14 protein-coding genes are annotated in these 14,832 nt (G+C 62.3%); 4 read left to right on the top strand and 10 right to left on the bottom strand.

Annotated features, from left to right (window positions below; genetic code table 11):
• Window position 1: 1 nt before the first annotated feature.
• The 6 genes from IF204_RS20085 to IF204_RS07075 form a co-directional block, all read right to left on the bottom strand.
• Entirely contained in the window at window positions 2-424 is a 423-nt protein-coding gene (locus IF204_RS20085; protein WP_228069105.1) for a DUF1236 domain-containing protein, read from the bottom strand.
• Between the two features lie 88 nt (window positions 425-512).
• A complete protein-coding gene (locus IF204_RS07095; RefSeq protein ID WP_194095778.1) occupies window positions 513-716 on the bottom strand; it encodes a YgaP family membrane protein in 204 nt (67 codons plus the stop codon).
• Between the two features lie 65 nt (window positions 717-781).
• Complete coding sequence (gene mmsB / locus IF204_RS07090; protein ID WP_194095777.1) at window positions 782-1,651, bottom strand: 3-hydroxyisobutyrate dehydrogenase; 870 nt, start codon at window positions 1,649-1,651, stop codon at window positions 782-784.
• Between the two features lie 13 nt (window positions 1,652-1,664).
• Window positions 1,665-2,699, bottom strand: a complete 1,035-nt coding sequence (locus IF204_RS07085; RefSeq protein ID WP_194095776.1) for an enoyl-CoA hydratase/isomerase family protein — start codon at window positions 2,697-2,699, stop codon at window positions 1,665-1,667.
• Window positions 2,696-3,835, bottom strand: coding sequence for an acyl-CoA dehydrogenase family protein (locus IF204_RS07080; RefSeq protein WP_194095775.1), 1,140 nt, complete (start codon window positions 3,833-3,835; stop codon window positions 2,696-2,698). The genes IF204_RS07085 and IF204_RS07080 overlap by 4 nt, the downstream gene beginning before the upstream one ends.
• Before the next feature lie 160 nt (window positions 3,836-3,995).
• On the bottom strand, window positions 3,996-5,495 hold the full coding sequence (locus tag IF204_RS07075) for a CoA-acylating methylmalonate-semialdehyde dehydrogenase (RefSeq protein ID WP_194095774.1): 1,500 nt from the start codon (window positions 5,493-5,495) through the stop codon (window positions 3,996-3,998).
• Between the two features lie 111 nt (window positions 5,496-5,606).
• Between IF204_RS07075 and IF204_RS07070 the strand changes: the two genes are divergently transcribed.
• The 3 genes from IF204_RS07070 (at window position 5,607) to coaD (ending at window position 7,530) form a co-directional block, all read left to right on the top strand.
• A complete protein-coding gene (locus IF204_RS07070; protein ID WP_194095773.1) occupies window positions 5,607-6,485 on the top strand; it encodes a LysR family transcriptional regulator in 879 nt (292 codons plus the stop codon).
• 56 nt (window positions 6,486-6,541) lie between these two features.
• Window positions 6,542-6,976 (top strand): CBS domain-containing protein, encoded by a 435-nt coding sequence (locus IF204_RS07065; protein WP_194095772.1) that lies wholly within the window; start codon window positions 6,542-6,544, stop codon window positions 6,974-6,976.
• A 62-nt stretch (window positions 6,977-7,038) separates the two neighbouring features.
• Complete coding sequence (gene coaD, locus IF204_RS07060) at window positions 7,039-7,530, top strand: pantetheine-phosphate adenylyltransferase (protein WP_194095771.1); 492 nt, start codon at window positions 7,039-7,041, stop codon at window positions 7,528-7,530.
• Here the strand turns inward: coaD and IF204_RS07055 are convergent.
• Window positions 7,527-8,156, bottom strand: a complete 630-nt coding sequence (locus IF204_RS07055) for a MarC family protein (protein WP_194098165.1) — start codon at window positions 8,154-8,156, stop codon at window positions 7,527-7,529. The two genes, coaD and IF204_RS07055, sit on opposite strands and share 4 nt — an antisense overlap.
• Window positions 8,157-8,316: 160 nt before the next feature.
• Between IF204_RS07055 and IF204_RS07050 the strand changes: the two genes are divergently transcribed.
• On the top strand, window positions 8,317-8,757 hold the full coding sequence (locus IF204_RS07050; RefSeq protein ID WP_194095770.1) for a GNAT family N-acetyltransferase: 441 nt from the start codon (window positions 8,317-8,319) through the stop codon (window positions 8,755-8,757).
• An 82-nt stretch (window positions 8,758-8,839) separates the two neighbouring features.
• On the opposite strand, the gene IF204_RS07045 is transcribed toward IF204_RS07050, so the two are convergent.
• From IF204_RS07045 to IF204_RS07035, 3 genes are all read right to left on the bottom strand, one after another.
• Entirely contained in the window at window positions 8,840-9,811 is a 972-nt protein-coding gene (locus tag IF204_RS07045) for a formylglycine-generating enzyme family protein (RefSeq protein ID WP_194095768.1), read from the bottom strand.
• An 86-nt stretch (window positions 9,812-9,897) separates the two neighbouring features.
• The gene (locus IF204_RS07040; protein WP_194095767.1) at window positions 9,898-12,354 is read right to left on the bottom strand and encodes a beta-glucosidase; all 2,457 of its coding nucleotides are present in this window, start codon (window positions 12,352-12,354) and stop codon (window positions 9,898-9,900) included.
• Window positions 12,355-12,519: 165 nt separating this feature from the next.
• Window positions 12,520-14,826 carry an FdhF/YdeP family oxidoreductase gene (locus tag IF204_RS07035; protein WP_194095765.1) on the bottom strand — a complete coding sequence of 769 codons (2,307 nt, stop codon included), beginning with the start codon at window positions 14,824-14,826 and terminating at the stop codon, window positions 12,520-12,522.
• Window positions 14,827-14,832 lie beyond the last annotated feature (6 nt).

The following is a 14,832-nucleotide window of genomic DNA, read 5'->3' as shown; positions in this document are numbered from 1 at the left end:
GTTAATTGGCGGCTTCAAGGTTCGCGAGAACATCAAGCAGCGCGACGACAGTGTAAGTGGTCGGGTCAATAATGATCACTTGATCACCGACGATGGCATAACGCTCGCCCGGTTCCAGTTCGGGCAGATCGTAGTTTTCAACGTCGATCCACGTGAAGTCATCACGGTCGATGTGGTCGCCAACTTCGTAGCCGGTCCACTCCTCGGTGGTCACGCCCTTCTTGGCTTGACCCGGGGGGACGCAAGCGGGGTCGCGGTTCGCAAGGCCGGGCGGGCAGTGAATGCCACTGGCGTTTGCGCCGTGGTTACCATTGTTTCCGTGGCCGTTACCGTTGCCATTGCCGTTGCCGTTACCATTGCCGGCAAACGCACCACCGGCTGCGAGAGTCGCTACAGTAGCGATTGTCAGAACAGATTTCAGCATTTGTGTGCCTCCTTTGGTTGGGGAGACAACGCGCAACGTGGGAAATCGGTCCCACTAATTTTTCACATCGGCGTCAGGCCGCGCGTGATCACTTCACCTTGCAGGTGTTGATCCCCAGCAGGCTATAGGCGGGGCAGGTACCCGTTGCGCCCGTGACGAGCAGCACGATGCCGACGATCAGCAACACCCAGCCGAACGCGCCGACGGTGCCCGCAAAGAACAGGCCGATGAGTATGAGACCTACGACCACGCGGATCATGCGGTCGGTCTTACCTTCGTTTGTGGAAAACATGGCGAACTCCTATCCAAGTTTATGAATATGATAGCTCGCCATGCATGTCAGTGTAGTGATCCAGATCAAACGCGCCCGCGTTTTTCAAAGCGGGGCAGCATGGCGCTGAAGTCGGTGCCTTTGCCGTCCTCGTCCTCGACGAAGGACTTGTAGAGCTGGTTCGCAAGCTGGCCCATCGGGGTGTCCGCATCCACGGCCTCGGCGGCCATCTGCGACAGGCCGAGGTCTTTGAGCATCAGCTCCGACGCAAAGCCGGGTTTGTAGCCGTTGTCTGCGGGCGATTGCGGACCAACGCCGGGGGCGGGGCAGTAGGCGTTCATCGTCCACGAATAGCCCGACGAGGTGCTGACCACGTCGAACATCGCCTGACGGTCAAGGCCGAGCTTGTCGGCGAGCGCGAAGGCTTCGCAGGTTGCGATCATGGTGACGCCGAGGATCATGTTGTTACAGATCTTCGCCGCCTGACCGTTGCCCGCAGGGCCGCAGTGGACCGCCTTCTGGCCCATGATGTCGAAGAGCGGCTTGGCGGTTTCGAACGCCGCATCCGAGCCGCCGACCATGAAAGTGAGCGTGCCGCCAGCGGCGCCGCCGATGCCGCCCGACACGGGCGCATCCAGTGCGCCCAGACCTGCCGCCTCGGCAGCGGAGGCCACGTCGCGCGCGCTGGTCACGTCGACGGTGGAGCAGTCGATATGCACCGCGCCCTTGCGCATGGCGGGGTGGATTTCAGCGGCCACGGCCGACAGGATCTTGCCGTTCGGCAGCATGGTGATCACGGCATCCGCGCCGCCCACGGCTTCGGCGTTCGTGGCGGCCATGGTGATGCCGTCGGGGGTGGCGACGGGGTCGCAGCCGATGACCTCGTGGCCGGCGTCCATCAGGTTGCGCGCCATCGGGGCGCCCATATTGCCAAGTCCGATAAATGCGATCTTCATTGTGGTTCCCCTTTTAGAATTGCACGTTTTCGCCCGTCACGGGCAGCAGCATCTGTGTGACCTCGCCGCTGGGGAGCTCTTCCCAGCTGGCGTGTTTCCACGTCGGATTGCGGTCTTTGTCGATGATCGCAGCGCGGACGCCTTCGACGAAATCGCCGTGCTCTGCCGCGCGCGAAGTGAAGCGGTATTCCTGCTCCAGCGCGTTATGGATCGTCGGGCGCATCCGCACGCGGTGAATGAGCTCCAGCGTGCAAGCCATTGAAAGCGGAGAGTTTCTGTTGAGCGCCTTCTGCGCGTGGGCGATGGCTTCGGGCGGATCGCTAGGGATCGCGCGGAACACGTCGCCGATGCGCTCACCGCCGAAAACGCTGTCGATATCGGCCTGCCAGCCCTTGAGGCGCGCCTCGCCAGTGGGCTTGGCAGCGCGATCGATCGCCTCCCAATCGCCGGTGTTTTCCAGTTCCGCAATGACGGCGGGCCAGTCGGCCTCGGGGATGTAGTAGTCGGCAAAACCCGCGTAGATCGCGTCCGCCGCACCCATCCGCTCGCCCGTGAGGCCGAGGAATTCGCCCAACCGTCCGGGAGCCTGCGCGAGCAGTAGCGTGCCACCCACGTCGGGGATGAGGCCGATGCCGCATTCGGGCATGGACATCTGCGTGGTATCGCCGACAACGCGGTGCGAGCCGTGGCAGCCGACCCCGACACCGCCGCCCATGACGAAGCCGTGCATGAAGGCGGCGACGGGTTTGGGGAACTCGAACAGCTTGGCGTTCATGCGGTATTCGTCGCGCCAGAACTTTTGCGCGGGGTCGTAAATGCCCTTGATGCCATCGTGGTAGATCGAGGCGATATCACCGCCCGCGCAGAACGCACGCTCGCCCTCGGCGTCGATGACCACCATCTTTACCGCGTCATCGTCGCGCCACGCGTCGAGCGCGGCTTCGATCTCCAGGCACATCGGATGGGACAGCGCGTTCAGCGCTTTAGGGCGGGTCAGGGTGATGCGGCCGACGTGGCCGGTAATGCGGGTTTTGACGTCGTCGCTCATTTCGCCACCATGCTCCGCGCCGTGATGAGGCGCATGATTTCGTTGGTTCCTTCGAGGATGCGGTGCACGCGCAGATCGCGGACGATCTTTTCGATGCCGTAGTCGGCGAGGTAGCCGTAGCCGCCGTGAAGTTGCAGGCATTCGTCCGCCACGCGGCTGGAGACCTCGGTCACGAAGGCTTTGGCCATGGCGCAGAACTTGGTCGCGTCATGTGCGCCTTGGTCGAGTTTCCACGCGGCCTGACGCAGGAAGGTGCGGGCGGCCTGCATTTCGATCTCCATATCCGCGAGCTTGAATTGCAGCGCTTGGAACTGGTCGAGCGATTGGCCGAACGCCTTGCGTTCGCTCATGTATTGCACCGTCGCATCCAGCGCGGCCTGAGCGCCGCCGAGCGAGCAGGCGGAGATGTTCAGGCGCCCGCCATCCAGCCCCGCCATCGCGTATTTGAAGCCTTTGCCTTCCTCGCCGAGGAGGTTGCCGAGCGGGGCTTTGGCGGCGTCCATCTGCACTTGGCGGGTGGGTTGGGCCTTCCAGCCCATCTTGGCCTCAAGCCCGCCGAAGGAAAGCCCCTCGGTGCCGTCATCCAGCACGATAGCCGAGATTCCCTTGGCGCCGAAATCGCCCGTGCGGGCCATGACGATGTAGGCGTCGGAATAGCCACCGCCCGAGATAAACGCTTTGTTGCCAGTCAGTTGCCACTCGTCGTTCAAGTTCTCCGCGCGGGTTTTCAGCGCTGCTGCGTCCGATCCGCTACCGGGTTCGGTGAGGCAGTAGGAGAATACGGTCTCCATGCTGATGGCTTTGTCGAGATAACGCTCTTTGAGGTCGTCAGACCCGTAGGCGTCGATCATGCGGGCGCACATGTTGTGGATCGACAGGAAGGCCGCGACAGACGGGCAAGCCATTGACAGGGCTTCGAAAACCAGCGTCGCGTCGAGGCGCGAAAGCCCCGTGCCGCCGGACTCTTCGGATACGTAGATGCCGCCGAAACCCAGCTCGGCAATGGTGGTCCAGAGCTCACGCGGGATGGTGCCAGCGGCTTCCCATTCCTGCGCGAACGGCGCGATATGTTCCTGCCCGAAGGCGTGGGCCATATCGAAAATCGCGGACTGCTCCTCCGACAATGCGAAGTCCATGCTGCCTCCTCCCAAACGCATATGAACACTAGGGTTAGTAGAGTGGCTGCGGGGATGAAGTGCAAGGGGTTAAATAAATGATTTCGCTAACATTTCATCCTTCTTACCCAACGAAAAAGGCCGCCCCGAGGGACGGCCTTTCGCGTGTATTCCGAAGGTCTTAGTCGAGCGCTTTGAAGTTGAGCGCAGCGCCTTCCTTGATGCCCGAGAACCAACGTGCGGTGACGGTCTTGGTCTTCGTGTAGAAGCGCAGCGCGTCGGGGCCGTACTGGTTGAGGTCACCGAAGGCCGACTTCTTCCAGCCGCCGAAAGTGAAGTAGGACAGCGGAACGGGGATCGGGAAGTTGATGCCGACCATGCCGACGTTGACCTTGGCCGCGAAGTCGCGAGCGGTGTCGCCGTCGGCGGTGTAGATCGCGGTGCCGTTGCCGTACTGGTTCTTCATGATGAGATCGAGCGCTTCCTCGTAGGTGTCCTTGCGGACGGTCGAGAGGACGGGGCCGAAGATCTCTTCTTTGTAGATGTCCATGTCTTCGGTGACGTTGTCGAAGAGCGACGGACCGACGAAGAAGCCGTTCTCGTAACCTTGCAGCGAGAATTCGCGGCCGTCGATCACGAGGTCAGCGCCTTGCTCGACGCCCGAGGTGACGAGGCCGTTGATGCGCTGCTTGGCCTGCGGGGTGATGACCGGACCGTAGTCCACATCGTCGCCGCCGGTGTACGGGCCGACCTTCAGAGCTTCGACGCGGGGGACGAGCTTTTCGATCAGACGATCAGCGGTTTCCTTGCCGACCGGAACAGCCACCGAGATCGCCATGCAGCGTTCGCCAGCAGCGCCGAAGCCAGCACCGACCAGCGCGTCGGCGGCTTTGTCGAGGTCAGCGTCCGGCATGATGATCATGTGGTTCTTCGCACCGCCGAAGCATTGTGCGCGCTTACCGTTGGTCGCGGCGCGGCCGTAGATGTACTGGGCGATCGGGGTCGAGCCGACAAAGCCGACGCCTTGGATGGTTTCGTTGTCGAGGATGCCGTCAACGACTTCCTTGTCACCGTTCACAACCTGAAGAACGCCGTCCGGAAGACCGGCTTCTTTCAGCAGTTCGGCAAGGCGCAGCGAGGTCGACGGGCAACGCTCGGACGGCTTGAGGATCATGGCGTTACCCGAAACGAGTGCCGGTGCCATTTTCCACAGCGGGATCATCGCAGGGAAGTTGAACGGGGTGATACCGGCAACAACGCCGAGCGGCTGACGCATGGAGTAGAGGTCGATGCCCGGACCGGCGTCGCCCATGAACTCGCCCTTCATCAGCGCCGGGGCGCCCATGCAGACTTCGACGACTTCGAGGCCGCGCTGAACGTCGCCGCGACCATCGGGGAGGGTCTTGCCGTGTTCTTTGGACACCAGCTCGGCCAGTTCGTCCATGTGCTCGTTGATGAGGTCACCGAACTTCATCATGACGCGGGCGCGGCGCTGCGGGTTGGTCTTGGCCCAGCCTTCCTGCGCCTTCTCGGCGTCAGCGATAGCCTGGTTCAGTTCGTCCAGCGACGCGAGCGGCACTTGGCCGATGACTTCGCCGGTGGCGGGGTTGTAGACGTCCTGAAAGCGGCCCGAAGTGCCTTTGACGTGCTGGCCGTTAATCCAGTGGGTAAGTTCGGTCATGGTAATCCTCCCAGACGTTGAAACCTGATTTGGCCGCACATTAGTCTTGCGTTTTGTTCGGTGGAATAGAATGTTCATCAAAACGGTTTTGCATTTTTGCAAGGGGTGGCGATGAACTGGGATGACATGCGGGTCTTCCTCGCGGTTGCGCGGGCAGAGAGCCTTTCTGCCGCTGGGCCACTGGTGAAAATGGACCCCGCCACGGTGTCGCGGCGGATCGCGCGGCTGGAGGAGGCGGTCGGTTCACCGCTTTTCGTCAAATCACCGCAGGGCTACGCGCTGACCGATGCTGGCGCTCGGATGCGGGATCATGCTGTGCAGGCAGAGGCCGCGTTGTCGCTGGCGATGGACGAAGGGCAGGAGGCCGATCAGGGGCTTTCGGGCCAGATCCGTATCGGTGCGCCCGATGGCTGCGCGAACTTCCTGCTGCCCAAGGTCTGCGCCGATATCCAGCGCGACAATCCGGGGCTGGAGGTGCAGGTGCTTGCGCTGCCCCGCGTAGTGAACCTGTCCAAGCGTGAGGCGGATATGGCGATTACCGTGTCACCGCCCGATGCGGGGCGTCTCACTGTGCAGCGGGTGACGGACTACCGCCTGCACCTCGCGATGCGCTCGGACATGGACGCGCCGGACGGGATGGACGGGCTGAAGGGGCTGCCTGTGGTCGGCTACATCCCCGATATGATCTTCGACAAGGAACTCGACTATCTGGGCGATCTGGGCGGGGACGGGGTGCAGCTGGCGTCTAATTCCGTGGCGGTGCAGATGCAGATGCTACGCCACGGCGGCGTCGGCTTTGTCCATGATTTCGCGCTGCCTTTTGCGCCCGAGCTTAGACGCATTCTCATGGATGAAGTGTCGCTCAAGCGCAGTTTCTATCTGGTCAGACATTCATCGGACCGCACATCAGACCGCCTGAACCGCTTCGCAAAGGCACTTTTAACGGGACTTAAGTTGGAAGTTGCACGTTTGGAAGCGCTCGCCGCTTGACAGAAGCGTTTCTAGAGCGCGACGATTAGATGAAGGCAAGTGGAAGGAGGACCATCATGCTGGTTAATAGTATCCTGAATTCCAAAGACAAAGCAGGCATCATCTGGCTCGCGGCGGACGAGGCCGTGTCCAAGGCTGCCGAGCTGATGTCCCAGAACCGTATCGGCACAATCATCGTCTCGAGCAGCGGCGAAACCGCTGACGGCATTCTATCCGAACGCGATATCGTCCGTGAAATCGGCAAGCGCGGCCCGTCCGTGCTGGAAAGCCCGATCAGCGAGATCATGACCGCGAATCCGATCACGGCGACTGGCGACAAGTCCGCTGACGAAGTGCTCCAGATCATGACCGACAAGCGTTTCCGCCACATGCCCGTCATGGCGGACGGCAAACTCGTCGGCCTCATTTCCATCGGTGACGTAGTCAAAGCCCGTCTGGCAGAGATCGCGATGGAGCGTGATGCGCTCGAAGGTATGGTGATGGGTCACTAACACCCCTTGCATTCCCGTGCGCAATATTGTTGCGTGCGGGCAATGCTGGCAGGGAGGGCCCTATGCGCATCGGACTATACCCCGGAACGTTCGACCCGATTACGAACGGACACATCGATATCATTCGCAGGGCTTGCACGCTCGTGGACCGTCTGGTGATCGGTGTTGCGATCAATGGGGACAAGGGCCCCTTGTTCAATCTCGAAGAGCGCGTGGACATGATCCGCGCCGAGGTCGCCGATATCGCGGCATCGACCGGCACCGAGATTGTTGCGCATCCGTTCGAAAACCTGCTGATCGACTGCGCCCGCGATGTGGGGGCGACGGTCATTGTGCGTGGACTGCGGGCCGTTGCGGACTTCGAATACGAATTCCAGATGGTCGGAATGAACCGCGCTTTGGACGCTAGCGTAGAGACCGTTTTCCTCATGGCGGACGCGAAAAATCAGGCGATTGCGTCCAAGCTGGTCAAGGAAATCTGCCGTCTGGGCGGGGACGTGTCGGGCTTTGTGCCTGCTGCGGTGAAGGACGCGCTGGAGGCGCGCCTGCGCTAGAGGTTCGCGCCGATCACGCCGAGGCGATCCAGCCCCGAAAGCATCGCATCGACCGCTACGGCGGCGAGGATCATGCCCATCACGCGGCTGATGATGCTCGCCCCTGCGAGCCCGATGACTTTGTAGATCGGGTTGGCGAGCAGCATCATCACGAGCGCGAAACCCAGCACCACGGCCATAATGCCTGCGGTCATCACCTGATGGGCGACAGCGACCTGATCGTTATCCGTGAGGATGACGACGGCCAGCATCGCACCGGGTGAGGCGATGGAAGGAATCGCTACGGGGAAGATCGCCCGCTGGCTGTTGGAAGTGATGGAGTTGATCTCGGCCTCGGGTTTTGCCTCACCAAAGATCATTTGCAGCGAGAACAGCAGCAGCACGAGCCCGCCCGCGATCTGGAACGCGCCGAGCGAGAGGCCCAGAGCCTCCAGCACGATCTGGCCGACGAGGATAAAGAACAAGAGTACGCCAAATGCGGTCGCGATGGCCTTCAAGGCCACCTCGCGCCGCGCGGCAGCACTGAGGCCCACGGTCACGGCGAGGAACACCGGCAGGGTGCCGATAGGGTCGATCACAACCCAGAGTGTAATGAATTCTTGTAGAATTTGTGCTTGTGTCAATATCACTGCCCTTTTGTTCTAAGATGACCTTTCGGGGCCGGATTTCAACGGGCATCGGGCCGGTTGAGTGAGGTATTTGCGTACCGATACAATTGACCGGTTTTCTGCGCGGCGCTTTTGTGAGAGCGTCTTTTGATCAAATTGTAAGTTGGGGAAAATTGCGATGTCCTTGGTGATCCGTCCGCTCCGCGCGGAAGACGAATCTGTCTGGCGCAAGCTCTGGAGCGAGTATCTGGTATTCTATGAAAGCGGTGTGACCGAAGAGGTTTTTGCGACCACCTTCCAGCGCCTCATTGACCCCGCGCGCACGCAGCAGAATGCTCTGGTGGCAGAGCAGGATGGAGAGGTGATCGGCCTCGTGCACTACATCTATCACGCCCATAACTGGAAGGTGGAGGATGTCTGCTACTTGCAAGACCTCTACGTCAGCGCAGATGTGCGCGGTACAGGTGCGGGACGTGCGCTGATCGAGGCGGTTTATGCGGCGGCGGACGCCAATGGCACGCCGACGGTCTACTGGATGACGCAGCATTTCAACGAGAACGCCCGCAAGCTTTATGACCGGATCGGGCAGCTGACGCCGTTCATCAAGTACAGCCGGTAAGGTGTGGAGGGGCGCTGCCCCTCTTGGCCTGCGGCCAATTCACCCCGGGATATTTGAGGCACAAAGGTGAGGGCGCGCGGGCCTAGAGGTCGGCGGCGACCCTGAAACCGCAGTTCGAGGTCGAGCTGTCGGGGTCGTTCCGTGTGCGCGAGTGGACGTGGTAGCGGTCGCAATAGCTGACGTGGCAGAGGAAGGAGCCGCCGCGCTGGATGCGGGGGTGGCCTTCGCTGGGGCCTGTCGGGTTGCGTTCGGGAAATTTGGCGGGGGCGGCGCGGGGGCCGTAGTAGTCCTGCACCCATTCCCAGACATTGCCGGTCATGTTGTACATCCCAAAGCCGTTGGGCTGGTATTCGGTCACGGGGCAGGTGCCGATGTAGCCGTCTTCTGCCGTGTTGGTATGGGGGAAGTCGCCCTGCCACGTGTTCATGGCGTAGCCGCTGGAGGGCACTAGTTGGTTGCCCCACGGGAATTTCATGTTCTTGAGGCCGCCGCGGGCGGCGCGTTCCCATTCTGCTTCAAACGGGAGGCGCAGTCCGGCCCAAGTCGCGTAGGCGAGCGCGTCGTACCATGCGAGGTGGGTGGCAGGGTGATCGGCGCGGTCGTGCCACGTGGTTCCGGGGCCTTCGGGTGCGGCCCAGTAAGCACCATCGACGCGGCGCCACCAGTCGAGGCCGACGGGGTGGTTCTGGAACTTGTCTGGCTCGGCGAGGAGGAGGTGAAAGACGAAGCTCCACCCTTCAACCTCGGCCACGGTCCGGTAGCCCGTTTGTTCGACAAAGAGCGCGTATTCGGCGTTGGTGACCGACGTCGGCGACATCAGGAAGGCATCCACGTTCACCTTGCGGCGCGGGGCGTCCAGATCGTCGGGATAGGTGGATTTGCGCGCGCCCATTTCGAAAATGACGCCGGGGATTTTCTTGAGGTTTGCGCGGAGCTTGGCCTGCGTTTCCGCGCTGGCCTTTGGGACGGCGAGAGCGGCGGCGGTGTAGGGATCGGCGGGGTCGATGACGGAGGCGCGCTTGGCGCCGCAACAGGCTTTGGCTTCGCTTGTCATCGCACTCTCCGCTCTGATCGGGCCGGAGGGGCAGCCCTCCGCTCTGGAAGGCTGCCGTAGCATGGATCGGGCGGTGCTGCCAGATGTCAGACCGGCAGGGTCTGGGCTGTGACCGACACCGTGACCTCGTGGGCGATTTCAGCGGCCGAGGTGCCGATACGCAGCGTGTATTCGCCAGCGTCGACTTTCCACGATTGGCTGCCTGCGTCGAAGTAGGCGAAGTCGCGCGGGGAGAGCGTGATCTTGGCCATGTCGGTCATACCGCCCGCGAGGGCGAGCTTGGCAAAGCCTTTGAGCTCCATCGCGGGGCGGTCCACCGAAGCGGTTTGCGGCGCGATGTAGAGCTGCACGACTTCGGAGCCCTTGCGCTCGCCCGTGTTGGTGACGGGCAGTGTGACGGAGCCAGCGCCTGTGTCGTCAAGCGCGGCTTCGGGCGCGCCGAGGCTGAAGGTCGTGTAGCTGAGGCCGAACCCGAACGGGAAGAGCGGCGCGGGGCCGTCGCCGCTGTGGTGGCGGTAGCCGATCTCCAGCTTTTCCGCGTATTCGACGTGGCCGTCCTCGCCCGGATAGGTGCGCTGCGGGGTGCCGCTAAAGGTGGGCGCATCGTCCAGTTTGACGGGGAAGGTCTGGGGCAGTTTGCCACTGGGGCTGCGCTTGCCGAGGATCACGTCGGCAATGGCGTAGCCTGCTTCCTGACCAGGGTACCAGCATTCCAGAACCGCATCGACCTGATCGAGCCACGGCATTTCCACAGGGCCACCGGTTTGCAGCAGGACGATGGTTTTATGCGCCTTGGCGGCGACGGCAGAGACGAGATCGTTCTGAATACCGGGGAGGGTCATGTCAGGCAGATCCCAGCCTTCGGTGTCCCACTCTGCGGTGCGGCCCACGCAGACGATGGCGACATCGGCGGCAGCGGCGACTTCGACGGCTTCTTCGATGTCATCCATGCCCAGCACGCGGCCGACGCCGACTTGGTGGGCATGGAAGAACAGATCGAAGTTCGGCTTGGTCGCGAATTCGAAGCGGATGTCGACGGTTTCGCCTTCTTTGACGGTGATGTCGGCGGTGACGGGATCGCAGCCTTCCTCAAACAGGGTGCGGCCACGTTCCCAGCTATCCCATGCCTCGGCCATGAGCTTGTCGTTCAGGAACAGGCGGCCCTTACCGGTGCAGTGGAAGCCGAAGCGGAAGGTGCCGTCACGCGGCGCGGTCCACGTGCCGGTGGTGCGCGAGGAATGGTTGTGCGGATCGACGCCTTCGACGGGGGCGCTGCCGAAGTGTTCGAGGGCGGCGATCTCCTCGGTCTTGAACGGCTCGCCGTCGAGCGCGTCGTTGGTGAACCACGCGCGGGTGAAGGTGCCTTCGATGATCGGCTCGAAACGGTCGTTGCGGCAGCCTTGGGCGAAAGTGAGGGTATCCTCGCCCAGTGCATCGACCAGACCGTCCCACGGAGAGACGCGGCGATAGGCGTTGAGCTGCGCGGAGCCGCCACCCATGACGCGGGCGGTTTTGGCGTTGGGGCCGACGACGGCAATCTTCATCTCGCCTTCGAGCGGCAGGGCATCGAGGTTCTTCAGCAGAACGGCGGACTGCACGCCGGCCTCGCGGATCAGCGAACGGGTTTCGTCGCGCTCGTTCTCGATCTCGGTCCGCTCGTCCATATTGTCCAGATCGCCGGTACGCTCCAGCAGACGCAGCACGTTGAGCGCGGCGGCGCGGATCATGTCGGCTGGGACATCGCCGCTCTGGACGAGTTCGAGCAGCTTGTTGCCGCGCACCAGCGCAGGGCCGGGCATTTCGAGGTCGAGGCCCGCAATCGCGCCCTCCTTGGTGGAGCGCAGACCGAACCAGTCGGACATGACGAGGCCGTCAAAGCCCCAGTCATTGCGCAGCACTTCGGAGATCAGCCACTTGTTGTCGGCGGCGTAGGTGCCGTTGATGCGGTTGTAGGAGGTCATCACCGCCCACGCGTTCGCTTGCTTGATCGCCATCTCGAACGGGACGAGGTACAGCTCGCGCAGGGTGCGTTCGTCCACGTCAGAGGAGTTCACCGTGCGGCGGATTTCGCTTTCGTTGGCGATGAAGTGCTTGAGCGTCGCGGCAACGCCCTGTGCCTGAAGGCCGGTCACGTAGGCTGCGGCAAGGTAGCCGGTGAGGATCGGGTCCTCGGAATAGCATTCGAAGTTACGACCGTTGAGCGGACCGCGTTGGATGTTGATCGTCGGCCCGAGGAGGACGGATGCGCCTTTCTCGCGCGTTTCCAGCGCAATGGCGGCGCCGATCTTTTCGACCAGTTCGGGGTTCCATGTTGCGCCGATGGCGATGCCTACGGGGAAGGCCGCGGAGTGGGTGCCGCCGTTGAGGCTGCCGCCACCGCGTGCGCCGTTCGGGCCGTCGGTCACGCGGAGGGCGCCGATGCCGAGGCGTTCGATGGCTCCGACGTTCCAGAAATCCTCGCCCGACATCAGGCTGATCTGTTCTTCCAGCGTCAGTTCATCGACCAGCCGCTCTGCGCGCGGCGTGCTGTTATGGGTTTTCATGATGATCTCCAGTCTCCTCCGCGGCGCATTCGAGGCGCGGCTTTGTCACTAGTTATGGGGCGAGGGGGAACGGGTACAAGTGGGAAATCCGTCCAACATTCGCGCAATGCGCGTGCGGGACGAAAAGCGCCTACCGCAAACGTGCTGCGGTAGGCGCTAGGCGGTTCAGCTGACGATCTCGACAGGGGTGCCCTTGTAGGCGGGGGTCTGAGAGTTCTTTTCGTGATAGCCGAGGGGGACGAGCGGATTGAGTTCGGGGTAATACCCCGCCACGCATCCGGCAGGCAGATCGTAGCCTGTCACCTTGAGGCCGCTGACCGCGCGATAGTTGCCGTCCTCCACCGCGCAGCGCAGCGTGACGCTCTGGCCTTCCTCCAGCCCAAGGCGCTCCATCTCGTCGCGGTTGATGAGCACGACCATGCGGGTGCCCTTGAGACCACGCAGGCGGTCCGAGAAACCGTAGATCGTGGTGTTGAACTGGTCGTTGGAGCGGAGGGTGACAAGCGTCATCACTTTGTCGCCGTCGGGCTCCTGTCCCAGAGCGGAGAGGGTCGTCGGCGCGGTGAACTCGGCCTTGCCGCTTTCGGTCTTCCACTGACGGTCGCGCGCGGGGTTGCCGCGATAGAACCCGCCCGGTTCATGCAGGCGGTCGTTGAAGTTGGCGAAATCATCAGGGAACGTCTTGGAGATCAGATCACGGATCAGATCGTAGTTCGCGGTCCAGTCGTCCCAGCGCAGATGCGGATTGGCGGGAAGGGTCGCCTTGGCCATGCGGGCGACAATCGCGGTTTCAGACAGAAGCTGATCGCTCGGCGGCTCTGCCTGACCGATGGAGCCGTAGATGTGGGAGAACGTGTCCTCCATCGAAATGGCCTGCGGGACGCCGTTCTGGATGTCCTTATCGGTGCGGCCCAGACAGGGGAGGATATAGCTGACCTTGCCGGGGAAGAGGTGGGAACGGTTCGGCTTCGTCGCGATGTGGACGGTGACGTCCAGCTTGGGCCACAAAGCCTCCATCCGTTCACGGTCGGGCAGGGCGCGCAGAAGGTTCCCGCCGAGGGAGACCATCGCTTTGACCTTGCCCTCGATGATGCCCTCGCACGCGTGGACGGCATTCATGCCATTCTCGGTGGGGGCGTCGATGCCAAACAGCGCCTTGAGTTTGTCGGCGGGCATATGGGCGGATTTCTCGCCGATGCCCACAGTGCGCTGCCCCTGCACATTGGAGTGACCGCGCACAGGAGAGATACCAGCGCCCAGACGGCCGATATTGCCGCGCATCAGCAGCAAGTTCACATACATGCCGAGGTTCAGCCAGCCGTTGACGTGCTGCGTCAGGCCCATGCCGTAGATGCCGATGACGTTCTCGGCGCTGATGTAGATATCGGCGGCCTCTTGGATCATCGCGCGGGTGAGGCCGGACTGCTGTTCGATCTGCTCCCACGTATAGCTTTGGACCGCAGCGATGGTGTCGTCGTACCCGCGGGTATGTTCGCGCACGAAGTCATAGTCGATCACCTTGCCCGGATCGGCGGCTTCTGCATCCAGCACGCATTTGATGAGACCTGTGAGCACCGCAATGTCGCCACCCGGACGGACTTGGTAATATTTGTCGGAGATCTGCGTCGGCTTGCCCACGGTCATCTGCACGGGGTTCTGGGGATCGGTGAACTCGATCAGACCGCGTTCGCGCAAGGGGTTGAAGGTGACGACCTTGCAGCCGCGCTTGACGGCTTTCTTCAGCACATGGAGGAAACGGGGGCTATTGGTGCCGGTGTTTTGCCCGAAGAAGAAGATCGCATCGCAGTGGTCGAAATCCTCAAGCGTGCAGGTGCCGACAGGGGTGCCGATGACGTTCTTGAGGTTCACCGAGGTTGTCTCGTGACACATGTTGGACGACTGCGGCAGGTTCTGGTGGCCCATAGCGCGGGCATAAAGTGCATAGAGATACGACGCCTCAAGCCCCGCATGACCCGAGGCATAGAAGACGGCGGACGAAGGGTCGTCCAGAGCATTTAGCGACGCGCCGATCTCCTCGAACGCGGTATCCCACGACACGGGCACATAACGGTCGGAGCCCGCGTCATAGCGGAGGGGATGAGTAAGACGCCCAGCTTTCTCCAGATCGTGATCATGCCAGTCCCGCAGATCGCTCACCGTGTGGGCGGCAAAGAATTTCGGCCCCGCGCGGTGACTGTCCAGCTCCCAAAGCGTCGCCTTCGCGCCGTTCTCGCAGAATTCCACTGGGCCGGCGTCCTTGGGCTTGGCCCACGCGCAAGAGGAACACATGACGCCCTTGGGCTTGTTGAGACCGGCAAGTACCTTCACCGCGACAGGGGAGCTCTTTTCCTCCGCGAAAATCCGCGACACGCCTTTGAGCGACCCCCACCCGCCAGCGGGGCCATGATCGTAGGGGGTATCCTCATCCTGCTCGGTGGCGGAATGGTGGGGGGCGTTCAGCGGGGATGTCATGGCAAT

Origin of the sequence: Marivivens aquimaris (assembly GCF_015220045.1) — a bacterium.
Taxonomy (GTDB): Bacteria; Pseudomonadota; Alphaproteobacteria; order Rhodobacterales; family Rhodobacteraceae; genus Marivivens; species Marivivens aquimaris.
Note: the sequence above shows the minus strand (reverse complement) of the source record. Positions and strands in the feature narration are given on the sequence as shown.

Coding starts and splice junctions, on each gene's coding strand:
- IF204_RS20085 (WP_228069105.1), bottom strand. CDS start 424: ATGCTGAAATCTGTTCTGACAATCGCTACTGTAGCGACTCTCGCAGCC.
- IF204_RS07095 (WP_194095778.1), bottom strand. CDS start 716: ATGTTTTCCACAAACGAAGGTAAGACCGACCGCATGATCCGCGTGGTC.
- mmsB (WP_194095777.1), bottom strand. CDS start 1,651: ATGAAGATCGCATTTATCGGACTTGGCAATATGGGCGCCCCGATGGCG.
- IF204_RS07085 (WP_194095776.1), bottom strand. CDS start 2,699: ATGAGCGACGACGTCAAAACCCGCATTACCGGCCACGTCGGCCGCATC.
- IF204_RS07080 (WP_194095775.1), bottom strand. CDS start 3,835: ATGGACTTCGCATTGTCGGAGGAGCAGTCCGCGATTTTCGATATGGCC.
- IF204_RS07075 (WP_194095774.1), bottom strand. CDS start 5,495: ATGACCGAACTTACCCACTGGATTAACGGCCAGCACGTCAAAGGCACT.
- IF204_RS07070 (WP_194095773.1), top strand. CDS start 5,607: ATGAACTGGGATGACATGCGGGTCTTCCTCGCGGTTGCGCGGGCAGAG.
- IF204_RS07065 (WP_194095772.1), top strand. CDS start 6,542: ATGCTGGTTAATAGTATCCTGAATTCCAAAGACAAAGCAGGCATCATC.
- coaD (WP_194095771.1), top strand. CDS start 7,039: ATGCGCATCGGACTATACCCCGGAACGTTCGACCCGATTACGAACGGA.
- IF204_RS07050 (WP_194095770.1), top strand. CDS start 8,317: ATGTCCTTGGTGATCCGTCCGCTCCGCGCGGAAGACGAATCTGTCTGG.
- IF204_RS07045 (WP_194095768.1), bottom strand. CDS start 9,811: ATGACAAGCGAAGCCAAAGCCTGTTGCGGCGCCAAGCGCGCCTCCGTC.
- IF204_RS07040 (WP_194095767.1), bottom strand. CDS start 12,354: ATGAAAACCCATAACAGCACGCCGCGCGCAGAGCGGCTGGTCGATGAA.
- IF204_RS07035 (WP_194095765.1), bottom strand. CDS start 14,826: ATGACATCCCCGCTGAACGCCCCCCACCATTCCGCCACCGAGCAGGAT.